Genomic DNA, 17,741 nt, shown 5'->3' with positions numbered 1-17,741 from the left:
CTGCTCCGTGGCTCAGTTCTGCAGAATTTTCTGGCCTTTGACGACCACATTCTTGTTGGCCTTGATGTTGATGGCGCCAGAGCCATCGATGGTGATGTTCTTGCCCTTGATGACGATGCTGCCATCCTTCTTCATGGTGATGCTGGCGGCACCGGTGGTCAGGCTGATCGAATCGCCGGCGTTGAGCACGAAATGCTTGCCCACATCCAGGCTGTCGTTCTGTTTGATGCCCGTGCTGCGGTTCTGGGCAACGTCGCGGGATTCGTTCTGGCCGATCCGGGTGCTCTGGTTGCCATTGATCTCGATCCCTTCGTTGCCCTGCACCGTTTCATTACGGTTGCCCGCGATGTCGATAGTCTCGTTGCCGCCGACGTCCTCGGTGCGGTTGCTGGCGATGCTGATTTTTTCGTTCGCGCCGACCTTTTCCGTGCGGTCCGCGCCGATGGTGATGGTTTCGTTGCTGCCGACCCGTTCGGTGCGATTGGCGCCGATGGTGATCTTTTCATTGCTGCCGACATCCTCGGTGCGGTCGACGCCGATGGAAATGGTTTCGTTATTGCCCACTGTTTCGGTGCGGTCGTGTTTGACCTGCACGGTTTCGTCGTTGTCGACGGTCTTGCTGCGATCATGCCCGACCCAATGGGTCTCGTCGTTCTCGACCTCGATGTCCTGGTTCTTCTCGGCGTGAATGAACAGCTGCTCCGCGCCTTTTTTGTCTTCCATGCGGATTTCATTGAAGTTGGCCTGTGTGCCGTCCTTGCTCGATCGGCTTTTCACGCCGCTCTGGGTGGCGTTGGCCGGCAGTTGGTAAGGCACGGTCTGTTCAGCGTTGTAGACGCGGCCAGTGATGATCGGCCGGTCCGGGTCGCCTTCGAGGAAGCTGACGATGACTTCCTGGCCGATTCGAGGAATCTGCACCGAGCCCCAGTTCTTGCCGGCCCAGGCCTGTGAGACGCGAATCCAGCAGGAGCTGTTTTCGTTGGACTGATCATGGCGATCCCAATGGAAATGCACCTTGACCCGACCATACTGGTCGGTCCATATCTCCTCGCCACTGGGACCCACCACCACCGCGGTCTGTGGACCGCGGACAATCGGCATGACCGTGACGGGGAGGGGGCGAAACGCTTGGCTGGCATCCATGCAGTCCAACTCGCTGACGAACTGTTCAGCCTGTTCCTGTTGCCCGCTTTCGTAGGCTTCCTGGCGGATCTGGTAGCGTGCGACGACGATCAGGTATTCGCGGTTCTGGTCCGCGCGGTCATAACCGGTCAGCGTGAACAAATGGCCGGACCCCAGCCCGCGAGCGCGGCCACGCAGCTGCACGCGCTCGAACTGGCTATGGATGGCTTCGATGCGGGTTCGCGCATAGTGATCGCCATCGTTGCTCTGGACGTACTCACCGGGGTAGTCGAAGAGCGGGTATTCGCCGTTGCTGTGGTTTCGCGGCACACTGGAGCGCACCTCAAGGCTGGCGCGCGGCCGCAGGAAGTCATAGTCGTTCAACGCCAGCGAGCCGGGTTGCACTTCACGGGCCATCTGCCAATCGTAGAAATGGTCGCGCTCGCGCATTTGCCGATCGGGCGGATAGAAGGGCACCGACGCGTAGTCCGCCGCCGTGGAGTGAGCGCCGTAGGCGTCGGCCAGCACCAGTACATGGCGGGACTTCTCATGGCGGAAGTAGTAATAGATGCCTTCCTGCTCCATCAGCCGACTGACGAAATCGAAGCTGGTCTCACGGTACTGCACGCAATATTCCCACTCGCGGTAACTGCCGCTCAGGCTGTCTTCGAAGTCGGAGAAGCCGAGGTCGCGAAATACCTGCTTGATGATGTCCGGCACGGTCTTGTTCTGGAAGATCCGGCAATCCGAGGTGCGGGTGAGCAGCCAGAACCAGGGCCGGAGGCTGACGCGATACCCGGCGAACTGCCCGTGCCCGGTCAGCTGTCGGCAGGTGCTGACAATGCCGTGGAAATAACGTTTGCCTCCGTCATAGAGCTCGAGGGTCAGGCCCATCGGCTTGCCCAGCAACTGGTCGAACTTGATCGCCCGGTCTTCGGAAGTGAGGTCCAGCTCGTAATGGAACAACCGCCCCAGCTCTTCGCTGCCGTCCATACTTTGCAGCAGCAGGACATCGCCGCCGAGGGGACTGTCGACCTGCACCAACCGGTTGTTTTGCGTAATTGCCATTACGGCGTCCCCTGGCTCACGTGCGAGCGGCAGTCAGCCATTCAGGAGGCTGGGCAGCGTCCTCAGCCAGGCAGGCAGAATGAAGGGGTGTGGCGCTTTGCTCACATAGTTCTACATACACCACAGGGGGGATCTCCATATCGGCCTTGAATCTATCCAGCCAAAGCGAACGCGCAATGGATCCTTTTACGCGAATTCATCCAAACCTCCACCGCATCGATAAGTGGAAGGCTATCCATTTAGTCTTATTGGTTATAGCAGCCATTATGAATAACGCACATTGGACAGCTGTTCTATGCGTATGGCGAGTCGTGGCGTCGCGGCCACACCGAGCGCAAGCAAACTGTCGCTTCAGAAAAAGCGTTTATCTGGGCAGCGGCGAACCAGGTACGGGAGCAGGCGGTCGCTGGGGCTTGACCGACGTGCCAAAAGTGTTGCCCATTCGCACACCGGTGGCTGCCGGCGTCGCGAGGCCGACACTGTTCGGTGCGCGTTTGTCGACCGGCACATCCAGCCTGTCCTGCGCGTGTTGCGCAGCGGCGGCGGCCTCGGGGTCGTTGCCCATCTGGCGGCTCAGGCAGTTGTAATCCGGGGTCTTGTAGCCGCCGACAGTCACCTCGATACAGGCCGGGGCTTCTTCGCCCTGGACCCCGGGCAAAGTCATCAGCAAGCCGATTCCGGCCGTCATGCTCATCCACTGTTTCATCGTTGACCTCCTGGCCCGCCACGGTGGTGGCTCATCGTTTCGGCACCAGTCTAGTGCCGCGCGCGGGATTTGTGTCGGGTGTCATACGACATTCATAAACACCCATCAGGATGACGTTTTTCAACGGATACGTCAGTCGTGCAGCAGGGCATAACCGGGGGCGGACGCAGGCGTGGATTGGCCAGGGCGCCCTTGGGGTGGCTGATGGTGGCGTGGTGTCTGCTGGCCGGGCCGGCCCAGGCGGCCGGCGTGGTGGACCTGGACATTGCGCCTCAGGAACTGGCCCCGGCACTGGAGCAATTCAGTCGGGCCACGGGCATGGCGGTGCTGGTGGATCACGCCTTGTCGAACCGGCGCCAGACGATGGGCGTCCAGGGGCTGTTTACGCCTGCCCAAGGGCTGACTGTTCTGCTCAGTGGTACCGGGCTGGCGGCGCAGTATGCCCGTGCGGATGCATTCACCTTGCAACCGGTACAGGTTCGCGAGGTGCCATTACCGCCGGGCGCCACAGCCGGATTGAGCGACAGCAACTATGCGGCAACGATCCAGGCGGTCATCCAGCGCAACCTGTGCCGTTCGCCATTGACCCGACCGGGCAGTTTTCGCGCGTTGTTGCAAGTGTGGATCGGACGCGACGGCGTGGTGCAAAACAGTCGGCTGGTCAGTTCCACGGGTGATGTGTTGCGTGACAAAGCCTTGGTCAACAGTTTGCAGAACCTCAGGATCGACCGTCCGGCGCCCAGTTCGCTGCGCCAGCCGGTGACCCTGCTTTTGTTACCCGATTCATCAGGAAAAAGCATGGAATGCACAGCAGGGGAAGAGGTGTTCGGGCAATGAAAGACGCTGGCCGCAGCCCGATGGTCAAGCTGTTCCTCACCTCCTATGAGGATTTCAAGGTGCGCCTGCGCAGGCGCCTGGGTTCCGAGGAACTGGCCAACGATGTGCTGCACGAAACCTACCTGCGGGTCGACCGTATGGGCGACACGCCGGAGATCGTCCAGCCTAACGCCTACCTCTACCGCATGGCCCTGAACATTGCCGCCGACCGCCGGCAGTCCGATGCTCGTCTGCTCACCGGCAGCGAGATCGAAGAGCTGCTGCAAATCTCCGACGAAGCGCTGGACCCGGCTCGGGTGGTGGGCGGCCAGAAGGAGTTGCAGACCCTGCTTAAGGCGTTGTACGAGTTGCCGGCGCGGCGCCGCAGGATTTTCATTGCCGCGCGCCTGGAAGAGGCCCCGCACCTGGAGATCTCCCAGCGTTTCGGTATCTCCACGCGCATGGTGGAGAAGGAAATCAAGGCTGCGTTGGGGCATTGCGCCCTGCGCCTGGAAAGAAAAGTCATTCAACGGTTCGGTCCCGGCGCGGGAAAACCGTCTTGAGAGTAGAGACCCGACCCATTCATGAGTGTGTGTGCGCTTGAATATCTTCAGCATCGCGTCCCCTGACGATACGCCCGAGGCCCGACTGGCCGGCGAGGCCCGTGACTGGTTGATCCTGCTGACCTCGGGACGCGCCACCGTCGCCGATGCCCGCGCCTTGCGCCAATGGTGCGGGCAGAGCGCCGAACATGCGCAGGCGTTCGAGCAGGCCAAGACGCTGTGGCATGGGCTGCGACCGGCCGCCGAAGCGGCGCATGGGCCTCGGCATTTTGGCCGTCGGGCGTTGCTCGGTGGCGCGCTGGCCGCCTCCGTGGGCTTCTTGCTGATCCGCGCCACGGTGCCGGGTGGCGTTTCCGGGCTCGCTGCGGACTACGTCACCGAAGTGGGCGAACAGCGCCGGGTCGAGCTGGGCGATGGCGTGAGCCTGGAACTCAATACCCAGACTCGCCTCAGCCGCCTGCCGCTGGCCGAGGGCGGGCAGGGCCTGGAATTGCTCGCCGGCGAAGTCGAAGTGTCCGGCAGCAGCACCACGACGATCAACGTCCAGGCCGGCTCCGGCTGGATCAGCGCCGCGCGGGCGCGGTTCAATGTTCGCTACATCGACCAGAGCGTCTGCGCGACCTGCCTGGAGGGCGTCGTGCAAGTCCAAGTGCAGGGCCGAGAGTTTCGCCTCGAGCCGGGCATGCAATTGACCTACGACACCCGCCAGGTCGGCAGCCCACAGGCGGCCGATGTATCCGCCGCCGTTGCCTGGCGCGAACAGGTGCTGGTGTTCAACGATGCGACCCTGGCCAGCGTCATCGACGAGATCAACCGTTATCGGCCTGGCATGTTGCTGTTACTCAACCGCGAGCTGGGCTTGCGCAAGGTCCAGGCCCGTTTCCGCCTCGATCAACTGGCTGGGGTGGCGCTGCTGATTCGCGATGCCTATGGCGCCAAGTGCACCGAGTTACCGGGTGGGGTGGTGGTGTTGAGTTAGTTCAGCGGCGCCTGGGCTGGCCCCTTCGCGAGCAGGCTCGCTCCCACAGTTAGATCGGGGTAAAGCAGAGGAGGCAGGCGGCCTACCAGACCGCCTCGCTCTTGATCCTGATCTTGATCTTGATCCTGATCTTGATCCTGATCTTGATCTTGATCTTGATCTTGATCCTGATCTTGATCTTGATCTGAGACGCCCCGTTAACCACGCTGGCCGAACGCAGGCATTGCGCAGTGAGCATCCCGGCATGGATGCCGGGATAGCCGCGCTGGGCCATGGATGGCCCTTCGCGGCGGGCCCACGGAGCAATGCCGGAGTGAGGGCATGCCGAGCCTTGGCGAGGCACCGAGTGGTGGGGCAATATACGGATCACCCACATGGGTTACAAAAAAGTGCACTCACATAGGTAACACCCGGAGTGTCACGTAGCCATCAATGGCATCTCTTACGTCAATCCGTCCAAGGATGATTGGGCCGAAGATAACATCCCAGATCCCGTCCTCTATTTGCTCCAGTCCAATGGTCTGGTGCTTGAGCACATAGCCGACGTAGATCCTTAGACCACGACGATTGACGATGCCCGAGCAGTCCGCTTGGAGGCTATCGATATGGCTCGGGTAGGTCATCTCAGGAAGCTTCTCAGGGTATTGGCGGGACGAAGGCTCATAGCAGGACGCGGGTGTCTTCTGCTTTAGAGCCTCGTGGAAACGCTCATAGTTGTAATGTTGCCTGAAACGATCAAAGTGCCGTTGTTGGGCCTCCCACGCTACCGCTGGTGGTGACGGAAGAGTACTTTTCAACGTTCGATGCATACGTTCATGCCGGCCATTTTGCTCCGGCCTGCCGGGTGCGATCCGCTCAGGAATGATCCCTAGACGCAACCACCAGATGGATAATTGGGAAAGGCCCGCACGCCCTTTGCTCGCAAACGGAACACCATTGTCGGTACGAATGCGCTCCGGCAGACCATGCTCACGAAACACCTGAGTAAACACCGCCTGGGTTTCCTGGAAGTTGGTGTTAGCCATGCTGTGGCAAGCGAGCAAGAAACGACTGGCATGGTCCATGATCGTCAATGGATAGCACCAGACACCCGCACCTGTCAGGAATTGGCCTTTGTAATCGGCGCTGAATAGCTGGTTGGGAGCCTCTGCTTTCTGCAGTGGTTTGGGATAAACCGCCACCCGTTGACGCAATCGGCGTGGTTTGACCAGCTCAGCTTTCTTTAGAATGTTGTAGATCGACGTCTTTGATGGCGGCGTCTGGTCAGGGAAACGCTCGAGCAAAGCCGCCTGAATTTTCTTGGGGCCAGGCTCTGTCTCACCCCGACCGCGTAATTCAATGATCGCCTCACGGACAGCCAGGGGCACTACCCATTCCTGGGTAAGCCGACGACGACTATGTTCTTCCAGTCCCGCCGGCCCTTCCTTCTCATACCGCTCGACCCATTTATAGCCAGTCTTGCGACTGATCTCGTAAGCCTGGCAAAGCGCACTGAAGCTTGGCGGGCCTTTGATGTAGTCCGCGATGAATAGCAGTTTCAGGTCCATAGGTTTCAGCTCTCGCCATGGCATGGTCAGATCCTCGAAAACCGACCCTGCCAGTTAAAAACTGTTACCTATGTGAGTGAACTGATTTGTAACCTATGTGGGTGAGTCATACCGGCAAAGCCTTTTGGGTTACTTTTTTGGCGTCTGAAAAAAGTGACCCGCCGTAAGGGCGGAACCCCAAGCAGCCGTTACCGCAGCAACGGATATGTACCCAGTCAGTCAACGAAACCCTGGCCAACTCTCAGGCCGCCATCGCGAGCAAGCTCGCTCCCACAGAGAAACGCGAGCAACCCCGCTCCCACATTCTTGACGGACGGGCTACTCCAACGGCCCCAGCACCTGCCGATACTTCTCCGGCCCTTGCGGTGTCTGCCGGGTCAGGCTGATCTCGATGCCCGGCGGATCCTCCTGCCGGTTGCCGCTGAGTTTGCGCCAGCCCTTTTCCCTGTCCCAGAATCGCAGCCCCGCATCGCTGACCTCACTCAACACAGCCACGCCCGCACCCGGCGCCGGTAGAGGGTAGCGGCTGCGAGCCTGGCCCTGGGCGCGATAAAGTGTGTCGCCCTTGAGCCACCAGCGTACCCGTTGCAAGCCACCGCCCTGATCGGCGGCCTCACGGATAACGTCAAGGCGAAAACCCTGGCCTTCGGTGCTGCGCAGGGTGAGGGCGGGCGGGGCGGTCGATGGCTCGTTGTCGACCCCTGGCTTGAGCGGTTCGCTCAACTCTACGCCGGCCCGCAGGGCCACATCGCGCTCCAGCTGGTTCAGCACTCGCAGCAAGGCTTCGGTCTGCTCGGTGCTGGCCTGCAAGTGGCTGTCGGCGCGGGTCACGCTGTCCAGCCCGCGCCAGGCGATCAGGCTGATCACCGCCATCAGCAGGATCGCCACCATGACTTCAAGCAAGGTGAAGCCTGTCTCCCGGCCGCTCATTGAACCCATACCCGACCGGCGGCGCTGCGTTGCAAGGTGAAGCTGTTCTGGCCGTCGGACAGGCGGATCTGTAGCGGCACGCCGATCCATTCGGCATTGAGCACCACGCGTTGCCGGGGTTCCACACGTACCTCCATGGACGGGCTTTGCCACCGTCGCGGGCGCAGATGCGGGTCTTCCTTGAAGCGATCGAGCCCCACTCCCTGGTCCGGGCGGCGGCTGAAGCCGAAGCCCTTGGCGTCCCAGCGCCAGGTGATCGGTCGCCCGTCGGCGCGGGCTTCCGTCTGGGCCAGTTGCAGCAGCTGGGCCAGCCGTTCGGCATCCTGGCGCAGCAGCTTCGCCGGGTCCGGCTTGATGCTCAGGCTCACGGCCGCGCTGGCGATGCCGACGATCACCAGCACAACCATCAATTCGATCAGGGTAAAACCGCGTTGCTTGCCGTGCATCCGGGCGCGCTCCTTTGCGTTGATGATCATCGTGCACGCTGAAGATGATAAGGATGTGAAATAAAACGGAGAGAATTGACGCGTACGCTGGACGCTGGAATCAAACAAGGAGATCAGGTCATGACGTTCACGGAACGAGTCTCCCCGGCGCATATCGTCCAGGCGCTGGGACTGGTGGCAGCGTTGGCCGGAGTGGCGACCTGGTCTTCTCTGCTGCTGACATCCGCCGAGTCGCGCACCCCGGACGTGGCCCCGCAACGCCTGGCCGAGCGTTCCGACAGTCCTGCATTGCAGTGGTTTTCCAACCAACCGGCGGCGGTGGATATCAAGGTCAGCGGGGTGATGGCCGGTGCCCGCGGCGCGGTGGCGATCCTGAGTCTCAACGACGGACCACCGCGCAGTTTCCTGGCCGGCGAGCGGGTAGCCCAAGGGGTAAGGCTGGTAGCGATCGAGGCGCAGGCCGTGGTGATCGAACGCGGCGGCGAACAGACCCGGCTGGAACTGGCGCGGCTGCCGGATTCAGTGAGTTTGCCGTCGCTGCTCCGCTGAACTTTGTGGCGAGGGGATTTATCCCCGCTGGGCTGCGCAGCAGCCCCAAAATTGAATATCCACTCGGTTATCGGCCTGAAAAGGGGCTGCTACGCAGCCCGACGGGGATAAATCCCCTCGCCACAGAAAGATCGTGTGCATCCGGTTATTTTTCCCGACTGAGCAAGGTCTCCAGCCGAGCCAAGGGCGGCGTCTCGCGGCTGCGGTCGGATACGCTCAGCTCGACCCGCAGCATCCGCCCGTTTTCCGCCGGGCGCAGGTTCTGCTCGCAGCGCAGCAGCAAGCGACCCTGATCGCATTCAAAAACCTTCATCCCCGGCGTCGCGTGTCCTTCCAGGCGCAATTGCGCCAATTGGCTGCGAGCCGTCAGCAAGGCGATGGACTTGTCTCGCAGCAAGCCGTTGCTCTGGGTCATCACCGCCGCCACGCGCACTGCGGCAGACATGGCCACGGCAATGATCGCCAGGGCCACCAGCACTTCAATCAGGGTGAAACCGGCTTGTGGGGCTGGGCGTGACATCGGTCGGCTCGAGGGGACGAAAGCAGTACCCAAGCCTGAGCAATGTTCTTTACAGATTGACGACGCAAGCTCCTGAGCAATTTCAATATCGCTGACATATTTTCTTGCAACACTGCGCCTCGAATCGAATCCAGGAAGGACCGTCGAGATGCACATCGCCCCTTGTTACGCCCGTTCCCGAGGCCCACGCGGGCAGCGGGGCTTCACCCTGATCGAGATCATGGTCGTGGTGGTCATCCTCGGCATTCTCGCGGCGATGGTAGTGCCCAAGGTTCTTGATCGACCTGACCAGGCCCGTGCCACGGCGGCGAAGCAGGACATCGGCGGGTTGATGCAGGCCTTGAAGCTTTATCGCCTCGATCACGGCAGCTACCCCAGCATGAACCAGGGCCTCAAGGTGCTGGTGGAGCGGCCGGCCGATGCCAAGAACAGCACCTGGCGTTCCTACCTGGACCGCTTGCCCAATGATCCGTGGGGCCGCCCCTACAACTACCTCAATCCTGGCGCGAACGGCGAGGTCGATATCTTTTCCCTTGGTGCCGACGGCCAGCCTGACGGCGACGGTGTGAACGCCGACATCGGCTCCTGGCAGTTATAAGGGCCGTGATGCGCACGAATTCGCCGACAGCGGCGAAGCAGCGCGGCATGGCGGTGATCAGTGCCTTGCTGATTGCTGCCGTGGTGGCCGTCATTGCCGGCGGCATGCTCACCCGCCAGACCTTGTTCACCCGCAGCCTGGAAGCCGAGCAACTGCGCATCCAGGGCGCGGCGCGGTTGCAAGGCGGCCTGCAGGTGAGTCGCCAGTTGCTCTGGGACGTTCGCCAGCGCGATCCCTTGACGCGCTTCGGCCAGCCTTGGGCGAAACCTATTCTGATGCCGGGCTCCGGCCAGGTCGACACGCCATTCGAAGGGCAACTGGAGGATGAACAAGGCAAGTTCAACCTGCGCAATCTGGTGGTCGATGACCAGCTGGACCAGGAACAGCTGCGCGCCTTCGAGCGGCTGTGCGAGCAGTTGGGTGTCGCCGCCACGGTACGGGCGCGTATCGTCGAGCGGGTGATTGCTGGCTACCCGCGCCTGTTGAATCCGCCGCGGGCGGGCCAGGCGTCCATGAGCAGCACGTTCGACAGCGGCCGCAGCACCTCGCCGGACGCCTCCGACACGCTGGCGCCGACCCGGCCGATGCTGCGCACTTTACAAGACCTGCTCAGCGTCAAGGGCGTCACCCCGGCACTGCTGGAAATGCTGGCCCCTTACGTCACGATCCTGCCGGCCAACACCTGGCTCAACGGCAACACCGCCAGCGCCGCGGTGCTCGCCGCCTACGTGCCGGGATTGTCGCTGCAACGCGCCCAGGCGCTGATCAATGAACGCGACGGTGGCCACTGGTTCATCAATCGCGGGGATTTCGTCAACCGCCTGCGCATGCCCGAACTGGACGTCAGCACCGTCAAGGTCGGCATCGCCAGCGACTGGTTCCGCCTGCGGGGCCAGGTGCGCAGCGGCCAACGGCGGGTCGAACTGGATGCCTTGCTCCAATGCAGCCAGGACCGCTTGCCTCAGGTGATCTGGTCGCGGGTGGGTGTATGAGCCGTTTGCGCATTGCCCTGGCGCCGCTGGATCGTCTTGGCCTCGACAGCCCGGTGGCATTTGCCTGGCTGGATCGCCAAGGGCAGGTGCGTGAGGCCGGTCTCAGCACACTCCGGGCGCTTGGCCAGTGCACGAAGAAGCAGCCGGTCGAATGCTTCCTGCATTCGCGTGACAGCTTGCTGACGCGCCTGGAGCTGCCGCCGTTGTCCGCGGCGAAAACCACCGCCGCCGTGACCTGCGCGGCCCAGGCGCTGATGCTCGGTGCCACTGAACAGATGCAAGTGGCCCACGGCCCGCGCGATGCGGACGGGCAGGTAGCGGTCGCCTGGCTGGACCGTGCGTCGCTGAACCTATTAGGTCAGATCCTGCTGCAGGCCGGCCTCAAGTTGCGCGGCCTGTATCCGGCCGCCTACGCCTTGCCGGTGTTGTCGGGGCCAGTGGCGTGTATCGAAGACGGGCACTTGCTGGTGCGTCATGGCTTGCAGCACGCGGTGGTCCAGCCGTTGCTGGAAGATGCGCTGGACGAGTGGCTTGTGGAAATGGGCAGCGGCCTGCATTGGGTGGGCGAGTCGCCGCCGCAAGTGACGACTGACAGCTTGCCCGTCACCCAGCGCTGGACTGGCGTCGCGCCGGGCTGGGGCCTGCATGCCGGGTTGACGCAGGGGCGTTCCGGGCGCGGCGGCTGGGGGCGGGCGGCGGGCATCTGCGCGCTGGCGGTGGCGGTGTGGGGGGGCGGGCTCAATCTTTATGCCAGCCGTGAAGCGGCCCAGGGGCAGCGGCTCAAGGCGCAGATGAGTCAACGGGTGAAGCAGGCGTTCCCTCAACTGCCGGTGATTCTCAATCCCTTGCAGCAGGCCCGTCAGCAAATCGCCGCGCGCCAGAGCGGCTCGCTGGCGGAGCCTGGGCAGCGCTTCGCCAGCCTGGTAAGGCAGGCGGGCAGCGCCATGCCGTTCATGAGCGGCAATGTGCAGGAACTGGTGTTCGAAAACGCTGAGTTGCGCCTCAAGCTCGTCGCCGAAGCGCAGAAAGTCGCGGCGGGCGACGACTGGAAAATGCCCCTGGCGCAGGCCGGCATCGAGGTCGCCGCCATTGACCAGGGTTGGACGTTGCGCGTGGCTCCGGCCGGGCAGGAAGCGCAAGACAGCCCCGACGAAAACCAGGAAGCGAACGATGAATAAGCTGACCGCGGCACAGCTGAAGGCGCGTTGGCAAAACCTTCGCACGGCCTGGCAGGGCCTGGCCGCCCGCGAGCAACGTGCCGTGGCCCTGGCGGCGTTGGTGCTCGGTAGCGGCCTGGTCTGGCTGGCGTTGATCGAGCCGGCGTTGAAAACCATCGCTTACTGGCAGGCCGAAACCCCGAAGCTGCGCTCACAGACCGAAGCCCTCGAAGTGCTGCTGCGCGACGTTGGCGGACCTGCCCAGGGCCAATCCCTTGAAGTCGCCCTGCGCCAGACTCTGGATGCCAGCGGCCTGGGCGAGCGCTACCAGTTACAACCGCCGGGCACCGCGGCGCCTGACGCGTGGCAACTCACTTTCACCGAAGCGCCGGCGGACGGGGTGATCGATTGGCTGCTCGGCAGTCCACCACAATTTTCCCTGGAAGTGATCGAGGCCCGCTTGCAGCGCACGGCCCCGGCCAGTTCCGACCCAACCCCCGGCACTCTGTCCGGAACCGTTCGCATGAACCACGCGTCAAGCGCTAAGGAAGCTTCATGAAGGGGTCCAGATACCCGCGACATTGGCGCAAGGCCGCGCCGCTGCTGTTGCTTGCTTTGGGCGCGTGCACCAGCACGCCACCGGCCTCGCAGCCACCGTTGCTGGTGGACAGCGAACTGGGCATCCCGCTGGGCAGTACCCAGCGCAGCGGTGACGCGTTGCTGGACCGGCAACGGGCCCAGGCGTCCCGCGAGCAGAAACCGCCGGTGCGCCATCAGGTCGACCTGACCGCCCGCGCCCGCACGCCGCGTAGCGATGCCCCTGCGAGCAATCCGTTGGGTGATCAACCGGTGACGCTGAATTTTGTCGAGGCCGATATCCAGGCGGTGGTGCGCGCCTTGTCGCGTTCCACCGGTCAGCAGTTCCTGGTCGATCCGCGAGTCAAAGGCAACCTGACCCTGGTCTCCGAAGGCCAGGTGCCGGCCCGCCAGGCCTATGAAATGCTGCTCGCGGCATTGCGCATGCAGGGCTTCAGCGTGGTCGATGTCGGCGGTGTCGCCCAAGTGGTCCCGGAAGCCGATGCCAAGTTGCTGGGTGGGCCGATCTACAATGCTGACAAACCGGCCGGCAACGGCATGCTGACTCGCACCTTTCGCCTGCAATACGAGAACGCGGTCAACCTGATCCCGGTGCTGCGCCCGATCGTCTCACCGAACAACCCGATCAACGCGTACCCCGGCAACAACACCATTGTGGTGACCGATTACGCCGAGAATCTCTCTCGCGTCGCGCAGCTCATCGAGGGGATCGACACTCCGAGTGCTATCGATACCGATGTGGTGCCGATCCAGAACGGCATCGCCGTGGACATCGCCCAGATGGTTTCCGACCTGCTGGAGACCCAGGGCGGCGACCAGACGCAGAAGATCAATGTGATCGGCGACCCGCGCTCCAACTCGATTATTATCCGCGCCGGCAGCCCGGAGCGGACCGAGCTGGCGCGCAACCTGATCTACAAGCTCGACAACGCGCAGAACAACCCGAGCAACCTGCACGTGGTCTACCTGCGCAACGCCCAGGCCGCCAAACTCGCCCAGGCCCTGCGCGGTTTGCTCACCGGGGAAAGCGAAGGCGAGGGTAACGACAATTCGCGCTCGGTGCTCAGCAGCATGGGCGCCAGCACCAACGGCCAGAGCGGGCAGGGCAACGAAAGCGCAGCCAGCCCCGTGAGTAGCACCACCTCGGGCAGCGGCAGCGGCAGCGGCTATGGCCAAGGCAGCAGCGGGCAAACCTCCAGCACGACGCAGAGCGAGCAGAACACCGCCTTCAGCGCCGGTGGCGTGACCATCCAGGCCGATGCCACCACCAACACCTTGCTGATTTCCGCGCCGGACCCGCTGTATCGCAACCTGCGCGAGGTCATCGACCTGCTCGACCAGCGCCGCGCCCAGGTGGTGATCGAGAGCCTGATCGTCGAAGTCGGCGAAGACGACGCCAGCGAGTTCGGCGTGCAATGGCAGACCGGCAACCTCGGCGGCAGCGGCGTGATCGGCGGGGTCAACCTCGGCGGCACCGGGCTCAACCTCAACGGCAAGACCAGCATCGACGTGTTGCCCCAGGGCCTGAACCTGGGCCTGGTCAACGGCACCGTGGACATCCCCGGCATCGGCAAGATCCTCGACCTCAAGGTGCTGGCCCGGGCCTTGAAGAGCAAGGGCGGCACCAATGTGCTGTCGACGCCGAACCTGCTGACCCTGGACAACGAAGCGGCGAGCATCTTCGTCGGCCAGACCATCCCGTTTGTCAGTGGCAGCTACGTCACCGGTGGCGGCGGCACCAGTAACAACCCGTTCCAGACCGTCACCCGTGAGGAGGTCGGCCTGAAGCTCAACGTCCGGCCACAGATTTCCGAGGGCGGTACGGTCAAGCTCGACATCTACCAGGAGGTCAGCAGTGTCGACAACCGCGCCTCCAGCACCACCGGGATCGTCACCAACAAACGAGCGATCGACACCAGCATCCTGCTGGACGACGGGCAGATCATGGTCCTCGGCGGGCTGCTGCAGGACGGCTACAGCCAGAGCAATGACGCGGTGCCGTGGCTGTCGACCATCCCCGGCATCGGCGCGCTGTTTCGCAACGAGCGGCGTCAGGTCACCAAGACCAACCTGATGGTCTTCCTGCGGCCCTACATCATCCGCGACACGGCGGCGGGTCGCGGCATCACCCTGAACCGCTACGACTTCATGCGCCGCGCCCAAGGCCTGCTGCAACCGGAGCGCAGCTGGGCGCTGCCGGACGTACAGGCGCCGCAACTGCCGGCCTCGGCCCGGGCGATTCCAGGCGCCACGCCCGCCGGGCTGCAAACGCCGAGGGCGGTGATCAAGGCGGTGCCTGCAACGGAGCCGGTCGGACGATGAATACCGTGGCGAGGGAGCTTGCTCCCGCTGGGTTGCGCAGCAGCCCCACTCAGGTTCAACACCTTCTGCCTGAACCACCGCGGCGCTGGGTTTTGGGGCTGCTGCGCAGCCCAGCGGGAGCAAGCTCCCTCGCCACGGGGATGTCAGCGATAGGAGGAGGCTCATGAACACCCTCCCATACGCCTGGGCCAAGGCCCAGCGCCTGGTATTGCGCCAGTCCGGGGAGGAGGCGGTGCTGATGGTCTGCCCGTCGACGCCGGGCTGGTCGATCAGTGAAGTCCGTCGCCAGTTCGGCGAGGTCCGGCTGGAGCGGGTGCGTGACGAGGAACTCGACGGCCTGCTCAATACCGCCTACGCCGACACCGGCAGTGCTGCCGCCGTGGTCGGCGCGGCGGAAAACGAGGTGGACCTCGACCGGCTGATGCAGGACATTCCCGAGATCACCGACCTGCTGGACACCCAGGACGGCGCGCCGGTGATCCGCATGATCAACGCGCTGCTGACCCAGGCCGCCCGGGATGAGGCCAGCGACATCCACATCGAACCCTACGAGAGCCATTCGGTGGTGCGCTATCGGGTCGACGGCACGCTGCGTGACGTGGTCTCGCCGCGCAAGGCCTTGCACGGCGCGCTGGTGTCGCGGATCAAGATCATGGCCCAGCTCGACATCGCCGAAAAACGCCTGCCCCAGGACGGCCGCATCGCCCTGCGTGTCGCCGGGCGGCCGATCGACATCCGCGTATCCACCGTGCCCACTGGCCACGGCGAACGGGTGGTGATGCGCCTGCTGGACAAACAGGCCGGACGCTTGCAACTGGAGACTTTGGGGATGGACCCGGACGTGCTCGGCAAGCTCGACCACCTGATCCGCCAGCCCCACGGCATCGTCCTGGTTACCGGCCCTACGGGCAGCGGCAAAACCACCAGCCTGTATGCCGCCCTGGCGCGGCTGGACGCCAGCGTGCACAACATCCTCACCGTCGAAGACCCGGTGGAATACGACCTGCCGGGCATCAGCCAGATCCAGGTCAATGCGAAAATCGACATGACCTTCGCCCTGGCCCTGCGGGCGATCCTCCGCCAGGACCCCGACATCATCATGATCGGTGAAATCCGCGACCTGGAGACCGCACAAATTGCCGTGCAGGCCTCGCTCACCGGTCACCTGGTGTTGGCAACGTTGCACACCAACGACGCGGTGTCGGCGATCAACCGTCTGATCGACATGGGCGTCGAACCCTTCCTGCTGGCCTCGTCGATGCTTGGCGTGCTGGCCCAGCGGCTGGTGCGCAGGCTCTGTCCGCACTGCAAGCAACCTGAACCGGCCACCCCCGGCACCTGGCGCCCGGTGGGTTGCCCGAGTTGCAACCAGACCGGCTACAGCGGCCGCACCGGCATTCATGAACTGTTCTGCATCGACGACGACATCCGCACGCTGATCCATCAAGGGGCAGGGGAGCAGGCACTGCGCGCCGCCGCCCGCCAGGCCGGCATGTTCAGCATGCGCGAAGACGGCGAACGCTGGGTGCGCAGTGGTGCCACCGCGCCTGAAGAAATCCTCCGCGTAACACGGGACGCCTGATGAACCGCTACCGTTTCGAAGCCGCCGACGCTCAGGGCAAGATCGAATCCGGGCACTTGGAAGCCGACAGCCAGGGCGCTGCCTTCAGCCTGCTGCGCAGTCGCGGGTTGACGGCGTTGCAGGTGCAGCTCGAGCGCAACACGGCGCAGGCCAACGGCGGCGGTCTGTTCAGTGCCAAACTCTCGGACAACGACCTGGCCTGGGCCACCCGCCAACTGGCGAGCCTGCTCGGGGCGAGCCTGCCACTGGAGGCCGCGTTGAGTGCGACGGTGGAGCAGGCCGAACGCAAGCACATCGCCCAGACCCTTAGCGCAGTGCGCGCCGATGTGCGCAGTGGCATGCGCCTGGCCGAAGCCTTGGCGGCGCGGCCGCGGGACTTTCCGGAAATCTACCGGGCGCTGATTGCCGCCGGCGAAGAGTCCGGCGACCTGGCCCAGGTGATGGAACGGTTGGCGGACTACATCGAGGAGCGCAACAACCTGCGCGGCAAGATCCTCACGGCGTTTATCTATCCCGGCGTGGTGGGACTGGTGTCGGTCGCCATCGTGATTTTCCTGCTCAGCTACGTGGTGCCGCAGGTGGTCAGCGCGTTCTCCCAGGCCCGCCAGGACTTGCCCGGGCTGACCTTGGCGATGCTCACCGCCAGCGACTTCATCCGGGCCTGGGGCTGGCTGTGTTTTTGCGTCCTGGCCGGGGGCTTCTGGAGTTGGCGCCTGTACCTGCGCCAGCCGGCGGCGCGGTTGAACTGGCACGCGCGGGTGCTGCGCCTGCCGCTGATCGGGCGATTTGTGCTGGGCCTCAACACCGCGCGTTTCGCCTCGACCCTGGCGATCCTCGGCGGCGCCGGGGTGCCCTTGCTGCGAGCACTGGAGGCCGCGCGCCAGACCCTCTCCAACGACCGCCTGAGCCTGAGCGTCAGCGATGCCACCGCAAAGGTCCGCGAAGGGGTCAACCTGGCGGCGGCGCTGCGGGTGGAAAAAGTCTTTCCGCCGGTGCTGATCCACCTGATCGCCAGCGGCGAGAAGACCGGCTGCCTGCCACCCATGCTCGAACGTGCCGCGCAAACCCTGTCCCGCGACATCGAACGCCGCGCCATGGGCATGACCGCGCTGCTGGAGCCGTTGATGATCGTGGTCATGGGCGGGGTGGTGCTGGTCATCGTCATGGCCGTGCTGCTGCCGATCATCGAGATCAATCAGTTGGTGCAGTAGCAAGGCGCGCACTAACCCGTGGCGAGGGAGCTTGCT

At 63.7% G+C, this 17,741-nt stretch carries 18 protein-coding genes; 11 read left to right on the top strand and 7 right to left on the bottom strand.

From position 1 onward, the window contains the following. Positions 1-12: 12 nt before the first annotated feature. Both J3P84_RS14035 and J3P84_RS14030 read right to left on the bottom strand, forming a co-directional pair. Positions 13-2,190, bottom strand: a complete 2,178-nt coding sequence (locus J3P84_RS14035; RefSeq protein ID WP_434623690.1) for a type VI secretion system Vgr family protein — start codon at positions 2,188-2,190, stop codon at positions 13-15. 364 nt (positions 2,191-2,554) lie between these two features. After that, positions 2,555-2,896: a hypothetical protein gene (locus J3P84_RS14030; protein WP_434623688.1), complete on the bottom strand. Its 342-nt coding sequence runs from the start codon at positions 2,894-2,896 to the stop codon at positions 2,555-2,557. A gap of 204 nt (positions 2,897-3,100) precedes the next feature. On the opposite strand from J3P84_RS14030, the gene J3P84_RS14025 reads away from it, so the two are divergent. The 3 genes from J3P84_RS14025 to J3P84_RS14015 are packed head-to-tail and all read left to right on the top strand — an operon-like array spanning position 3,101 to position 5,254. Then, on the top strand, positions 3,101-3,733 hold the full coding sequence (locus tag J3P84_RS14025) for a TonB C-terminal domain-containing protein (protein WP_434623686.1): 633 nt from the start codon (positions 3,101-3,103) through the stop codon (positions 3,731-3,733). After that, on the top strand, positions 3,730-4,275 hold the full coding sequence (locus J3P84_RS14020) for a sigma-70 family RNA polymerase sigma factor (protein WP_305501123.1): 546 nt from the start codon (positions 3,730-3,732) through the stop codon (positions 4,273-4,275). Before J3P84_RS14025 ends, J3P84_RS14020 begins: the two co-directional genes overlap by 4 nt. Positions 4,276-4,312: 37 nt before the next feature. Then, positions 4,313-5,254, top strand: coding sequence for a FecR family protein (locus J3P84_RS14015; protein WP_434631314.1), 942 nt, complete (start codon positions 4,313-4,315; stop codon positions 5,252-5,254). 82 nt (positions 5,255-5,336) lie between these two features. Here the strand turns inward: J3P84_RS14015 and J3P84_RS14010 are convergent, their stop codons facing one another. The 4 genes from J3P84_RS14010 to gspH form a co-directional block, all read right to left on the bottom strand. Beyond that, positions 5,337-5,528, bottom strand: coding sequence for a hypothetical protein (locus J3P84_RS14010; RefSeq protein WP_434631583.1), 192 nt, complete (start codon positions 5,526-5,528; stop codon positions 5,337-5,339). A 121-nt stretch (positions 5,529-5,649) separates the two neighbouring features. Beyond that, entirely contained in the window at positions 5,650-6,825 is a 1,176-nt protein-coding gene (locus tag J3P84_RS14005; protein WP_434623684.1) for an integrase core domain-containing protein, read from the bottom strand. Between the two features lie 294 nt (positions 6,826-7,119). Then, positions 7,120-7,731 (bottom strand): type II secretion system protein GspJ, encoded by a 612-nt coding sequence (locus tag J3P84_RS14000; RefSeq protein WP_434623682.1) that lies wholly within the window; start codon positions 7,729-7,731, stop codon positions 7,120-7,122. Further along, the gene (gene gspH, locus J3P84_RS13995; protein ID WP_434631312.1) at positions 7,728-8,177 is read right to left on the bottom strand and encodes a type II secretion system minor pseudopilin GspH; all 450 of its coding nucleotides are present in this window, start codon (positions 8,175-8,177) and stop codon (positions 7,728-7,730) included. The genes J3P84_RS14000 and gspH overlap by 4 nt, the downstream gene beginning before the upstream one ends. A gap of 120 nt (positions 8,178-8,297) precedes the next feature. On the opposite strand from gspH, the gene J3P84_RS13990 reads away from it, so the two are divergent. Beyond that, the gene (locus tag J3P84_RS13990) at positions 8,298-8,726 is read left to right on the top strand and encodes a type II secretion system protein N (protein ID WP_434568453.1); all 429 of its coding nucleotides are present in this window, start codon (positions 8,298-8,300) and stop codon (positions 8,724-8,726) included. 145 nt (positions 8,727-8,871) lie between these two features. On the opposite strand, the gene gspI is transcribed toward J3P84_RS13990, so the two are convergent. Further along, positions 8,872-9,246, bottom strand: coding sequence for a type II secretion system minor pseudopilin GspI (gene gspI / locus J3P84_RS13985; RefSeq protein WP_434623680.1), 375 nt, complete (start codon positions 9,244-9,246; stop codon positions 8,872-8,874). 148 nt (positions 9,247-9,394) lie between these two features. Between gspI and gspG the strand changes: the two genes are divergently transcribed. The 7 genes from gspG (at position 9,395) to gspF (ending at position 17,705) form a co-directional block, all read left to right on the top strand. Then, entirely contained in the window at positions 9,395-9,844 is a 450-nt protein-coding gene (gspG, locus tag J3P84_RS13980) for a type II secretion system major pseudopilin GspG (RefSeq protein WP_434568451.1), read from the top strand. Between the two features lie 8 nt (positions 9,845-9,852). Beyond that, positions 9,853-10,836 carry a type II secretion system minor pseudopilin GspK gene (gspK, locus tag J3P84_RS13975; protein WP_434623677.1) on the top strand — a complete coding sequence of 328 codons (984 nt, stop codon included), beginning with the start codon at positions 9,853-9,855 and terminating at the stop codon, positions 10,834-10,836. Continuing rightward, positions 10,833-12,014, top strand: a complete 1,182-nt coding sequence (gene gspL / locus J3P84_RS13970; RefSeq protein WP_434623675.1) for a type II secretion system protein GspL — start codon at positions 10,833-10,835, stop codon at positions 12,012-12,014. Before gspK ends, gspL begins: the two co-directional genes overlap by 4 nt. Beyond that, positions 12,007-12,552, top strand: a complete 546-nt coding sequence (gene gspM / locus J3P84_RS13965; protein ID WP_434623673.1) for a type II secretion system protein GspM — start codon at positions 12,007-12,009, stop codon at positions 12,550-12,552. Before gspL ends, gspM begins: the two co-directional genes overlap by 8 nt. After that, the gene (gspD, locus tag J3P84_RS13960) at positions 12,549-14,912 is read left to right on the top strand and encodes a type II secretion system secretin GspD (protein ID WP_434623671.1); all 2,364 of its coding nucleotides are present in this window, start codon (positions 12,549-12,551) and stop codon (positions 14,910-14,912) included. The genes gspM and gspD overlap by 4 nt, the downstream gene beginning before the upstream one ends. Before the next feature lie 163 nt (positions 14,913-15,075). Further along, complete coding sequence (gene gspE / locus J3P84_RS13955; protein ID WP_434623669.1) at positions 15,076-16,494, top strand: type II secretion system ATPase GspE; 1,419 nt, start codon at positions 15,076-15,078, stop codon at positions 16,492-16,494. Beyond that, positions 16,494-17,705, top strand: a complete 1,212-nt coding sequence (gene gspF, locus J3P84_RS13950) for a type II secretion system inner membrane protein GspF (RefSeq protein WP_434600753.1) — start codon at positions 16,494-16,496, stop codon at positions 17,703-17,705. The genes gspE and gspF overlap by 1 nt, the downstream gene beginning before the upstream one ends. The last annotated feature ends 36 nt before the right edge of the window (positions 17,706-17,741 follow it).

Source organism: Pseudomonas sp. Z1-29 (genome assembly GCF_051131995.1).
Lineage (GTDB): Bacteria > Pseudomonadota > Gammaproteobacteria > Pseudomonadales > Pseudomonadaceae > Aquipseudomonas.
The sequence above is the reverse complement of the archived record's forward strand: the minus strand, read 5'-3'. Positions and strand labels throughout refer to the sequence as shown.

Excerpts from the sequence above, each read along its gene's own strand:
- J3P84_RS14035 (WP_434623690.1), bottom strand. The coding sequence starts at position 2,190 with ATGGCAATTACGCAAAACAACCGGTTGGTGCAGGTCGACAGTCCCCTC.
- J3P84_RS14030 (WP_434623688.1), bottom strand. The coding sequence starts at position 2,896 with ATGAAACAGTGGATGAGCATGACGGCCGGAATCGGCTTGCTGATGACT.
- J3P84_RS14025 (WP_434623686.1), top strand. The coding sequence starts at position 3,101 with ATGGTGGCGTGGTGTCTGCTGGCCGGGCCGGCCCAGGCGGCCGGCGTG.
- J3P84_RS14020 (WP_305501123.1), top strand. The coding sequence starts at position 3,730 with ATGAAAGACGCTGGCCGCAGCCCGATGGTCAAGCTGTTCCTCACCTCC.
- J3P84_RS14010 (WP_434631583.1), bottom strand. The coding sequence starts at position 5,528 with ATGGCCCAGCGCGGCTATCCCGGCATCCATGCCGGGATGCTCACTGCG.
- J3P84_RS14005 (WP_434623684.1), bottom strand. The coding sequence starts at position 6,825 with ATGCCATGGCGAGAGCTGAAACCTATGGACCTGAAACTGCTATTCATC.
- J3P84_RS14000 (WP_434623682.1), bottom strand. The coding sequence starts at position 7,731 with ATGAGCGGCCGGGAGACAGGCTTCACCTTGCTTGAAGTCATGGTGGCG.
- gspH (WP_434631312.1), bottom strand. The coding sequence starts at position 8,177 with ATGCACGGCAAGCAACGCGGTTTTACCCTGATCGAATTGATGGTTGTG.
- J3P84_RS13990 (WP_434568453.1), top strand. The coding sequence starts at position 8,298 with ATGACGTTCACGGAACGAGTCTCCCCGGCGCATATCGTCCAGGCGCTG.
- gspI (WP_434623680.1), bottom strand. The coding sequence starts at position 9,246 with ATGTCACGCCCAGCCCCACAAGCCGGTTTCACCCTGATTGAAGTGCTG.
- gspG (WP_434568451.1), top strand. The coding sequence starts at position 9,395 with ATGCACATCGCCCCTTGTTACGCCCGTTCCCGAGGCCCACGCGGGCAG.
- gspK (WP_434623677.1), top strand. The coding sequence starts at position 9,853 with ATGCGCACGAATTCGCCGACAGCGGCGAAGCAGCGCGGCATGGCGGTG.
- gspL (WP_434623675.1), top strand. The coding sequence starts at position 10,833 with ATGAGCCGTTTGCGCATTGCCCTGGCGCCGCTGGATCGTCTTGGCCTC.
- gspM (WP_434623673.1), top strand. The coding sequence starts at position 12,007 with ATGAATAAGCTGACCGCGGCACAGCTGAAGGCGCGTTGGCAAAACCTT.
- gspD (WP_434623671.1), top strand. The coding sequence starts at position 12,549 with ATGAAGGGGTCCAGATACCCGCGACATTGGCGCAAGGCCGCGCCGCTG.
- gspE (WP_434623669.1), top strand. The coding sequence starts at position 15,076 with ATGAACACCCTCCCATACGCCTGGGCCAAGGCCCAGCGCCTGGTATTG.
- gspF (WP_434600753.1), top strand. The coding sequence starts at position 16,494 with ATGAACCGCTACCGTTTCGAAGCCGCCGACGCTCAGGGCAAGATCGAA.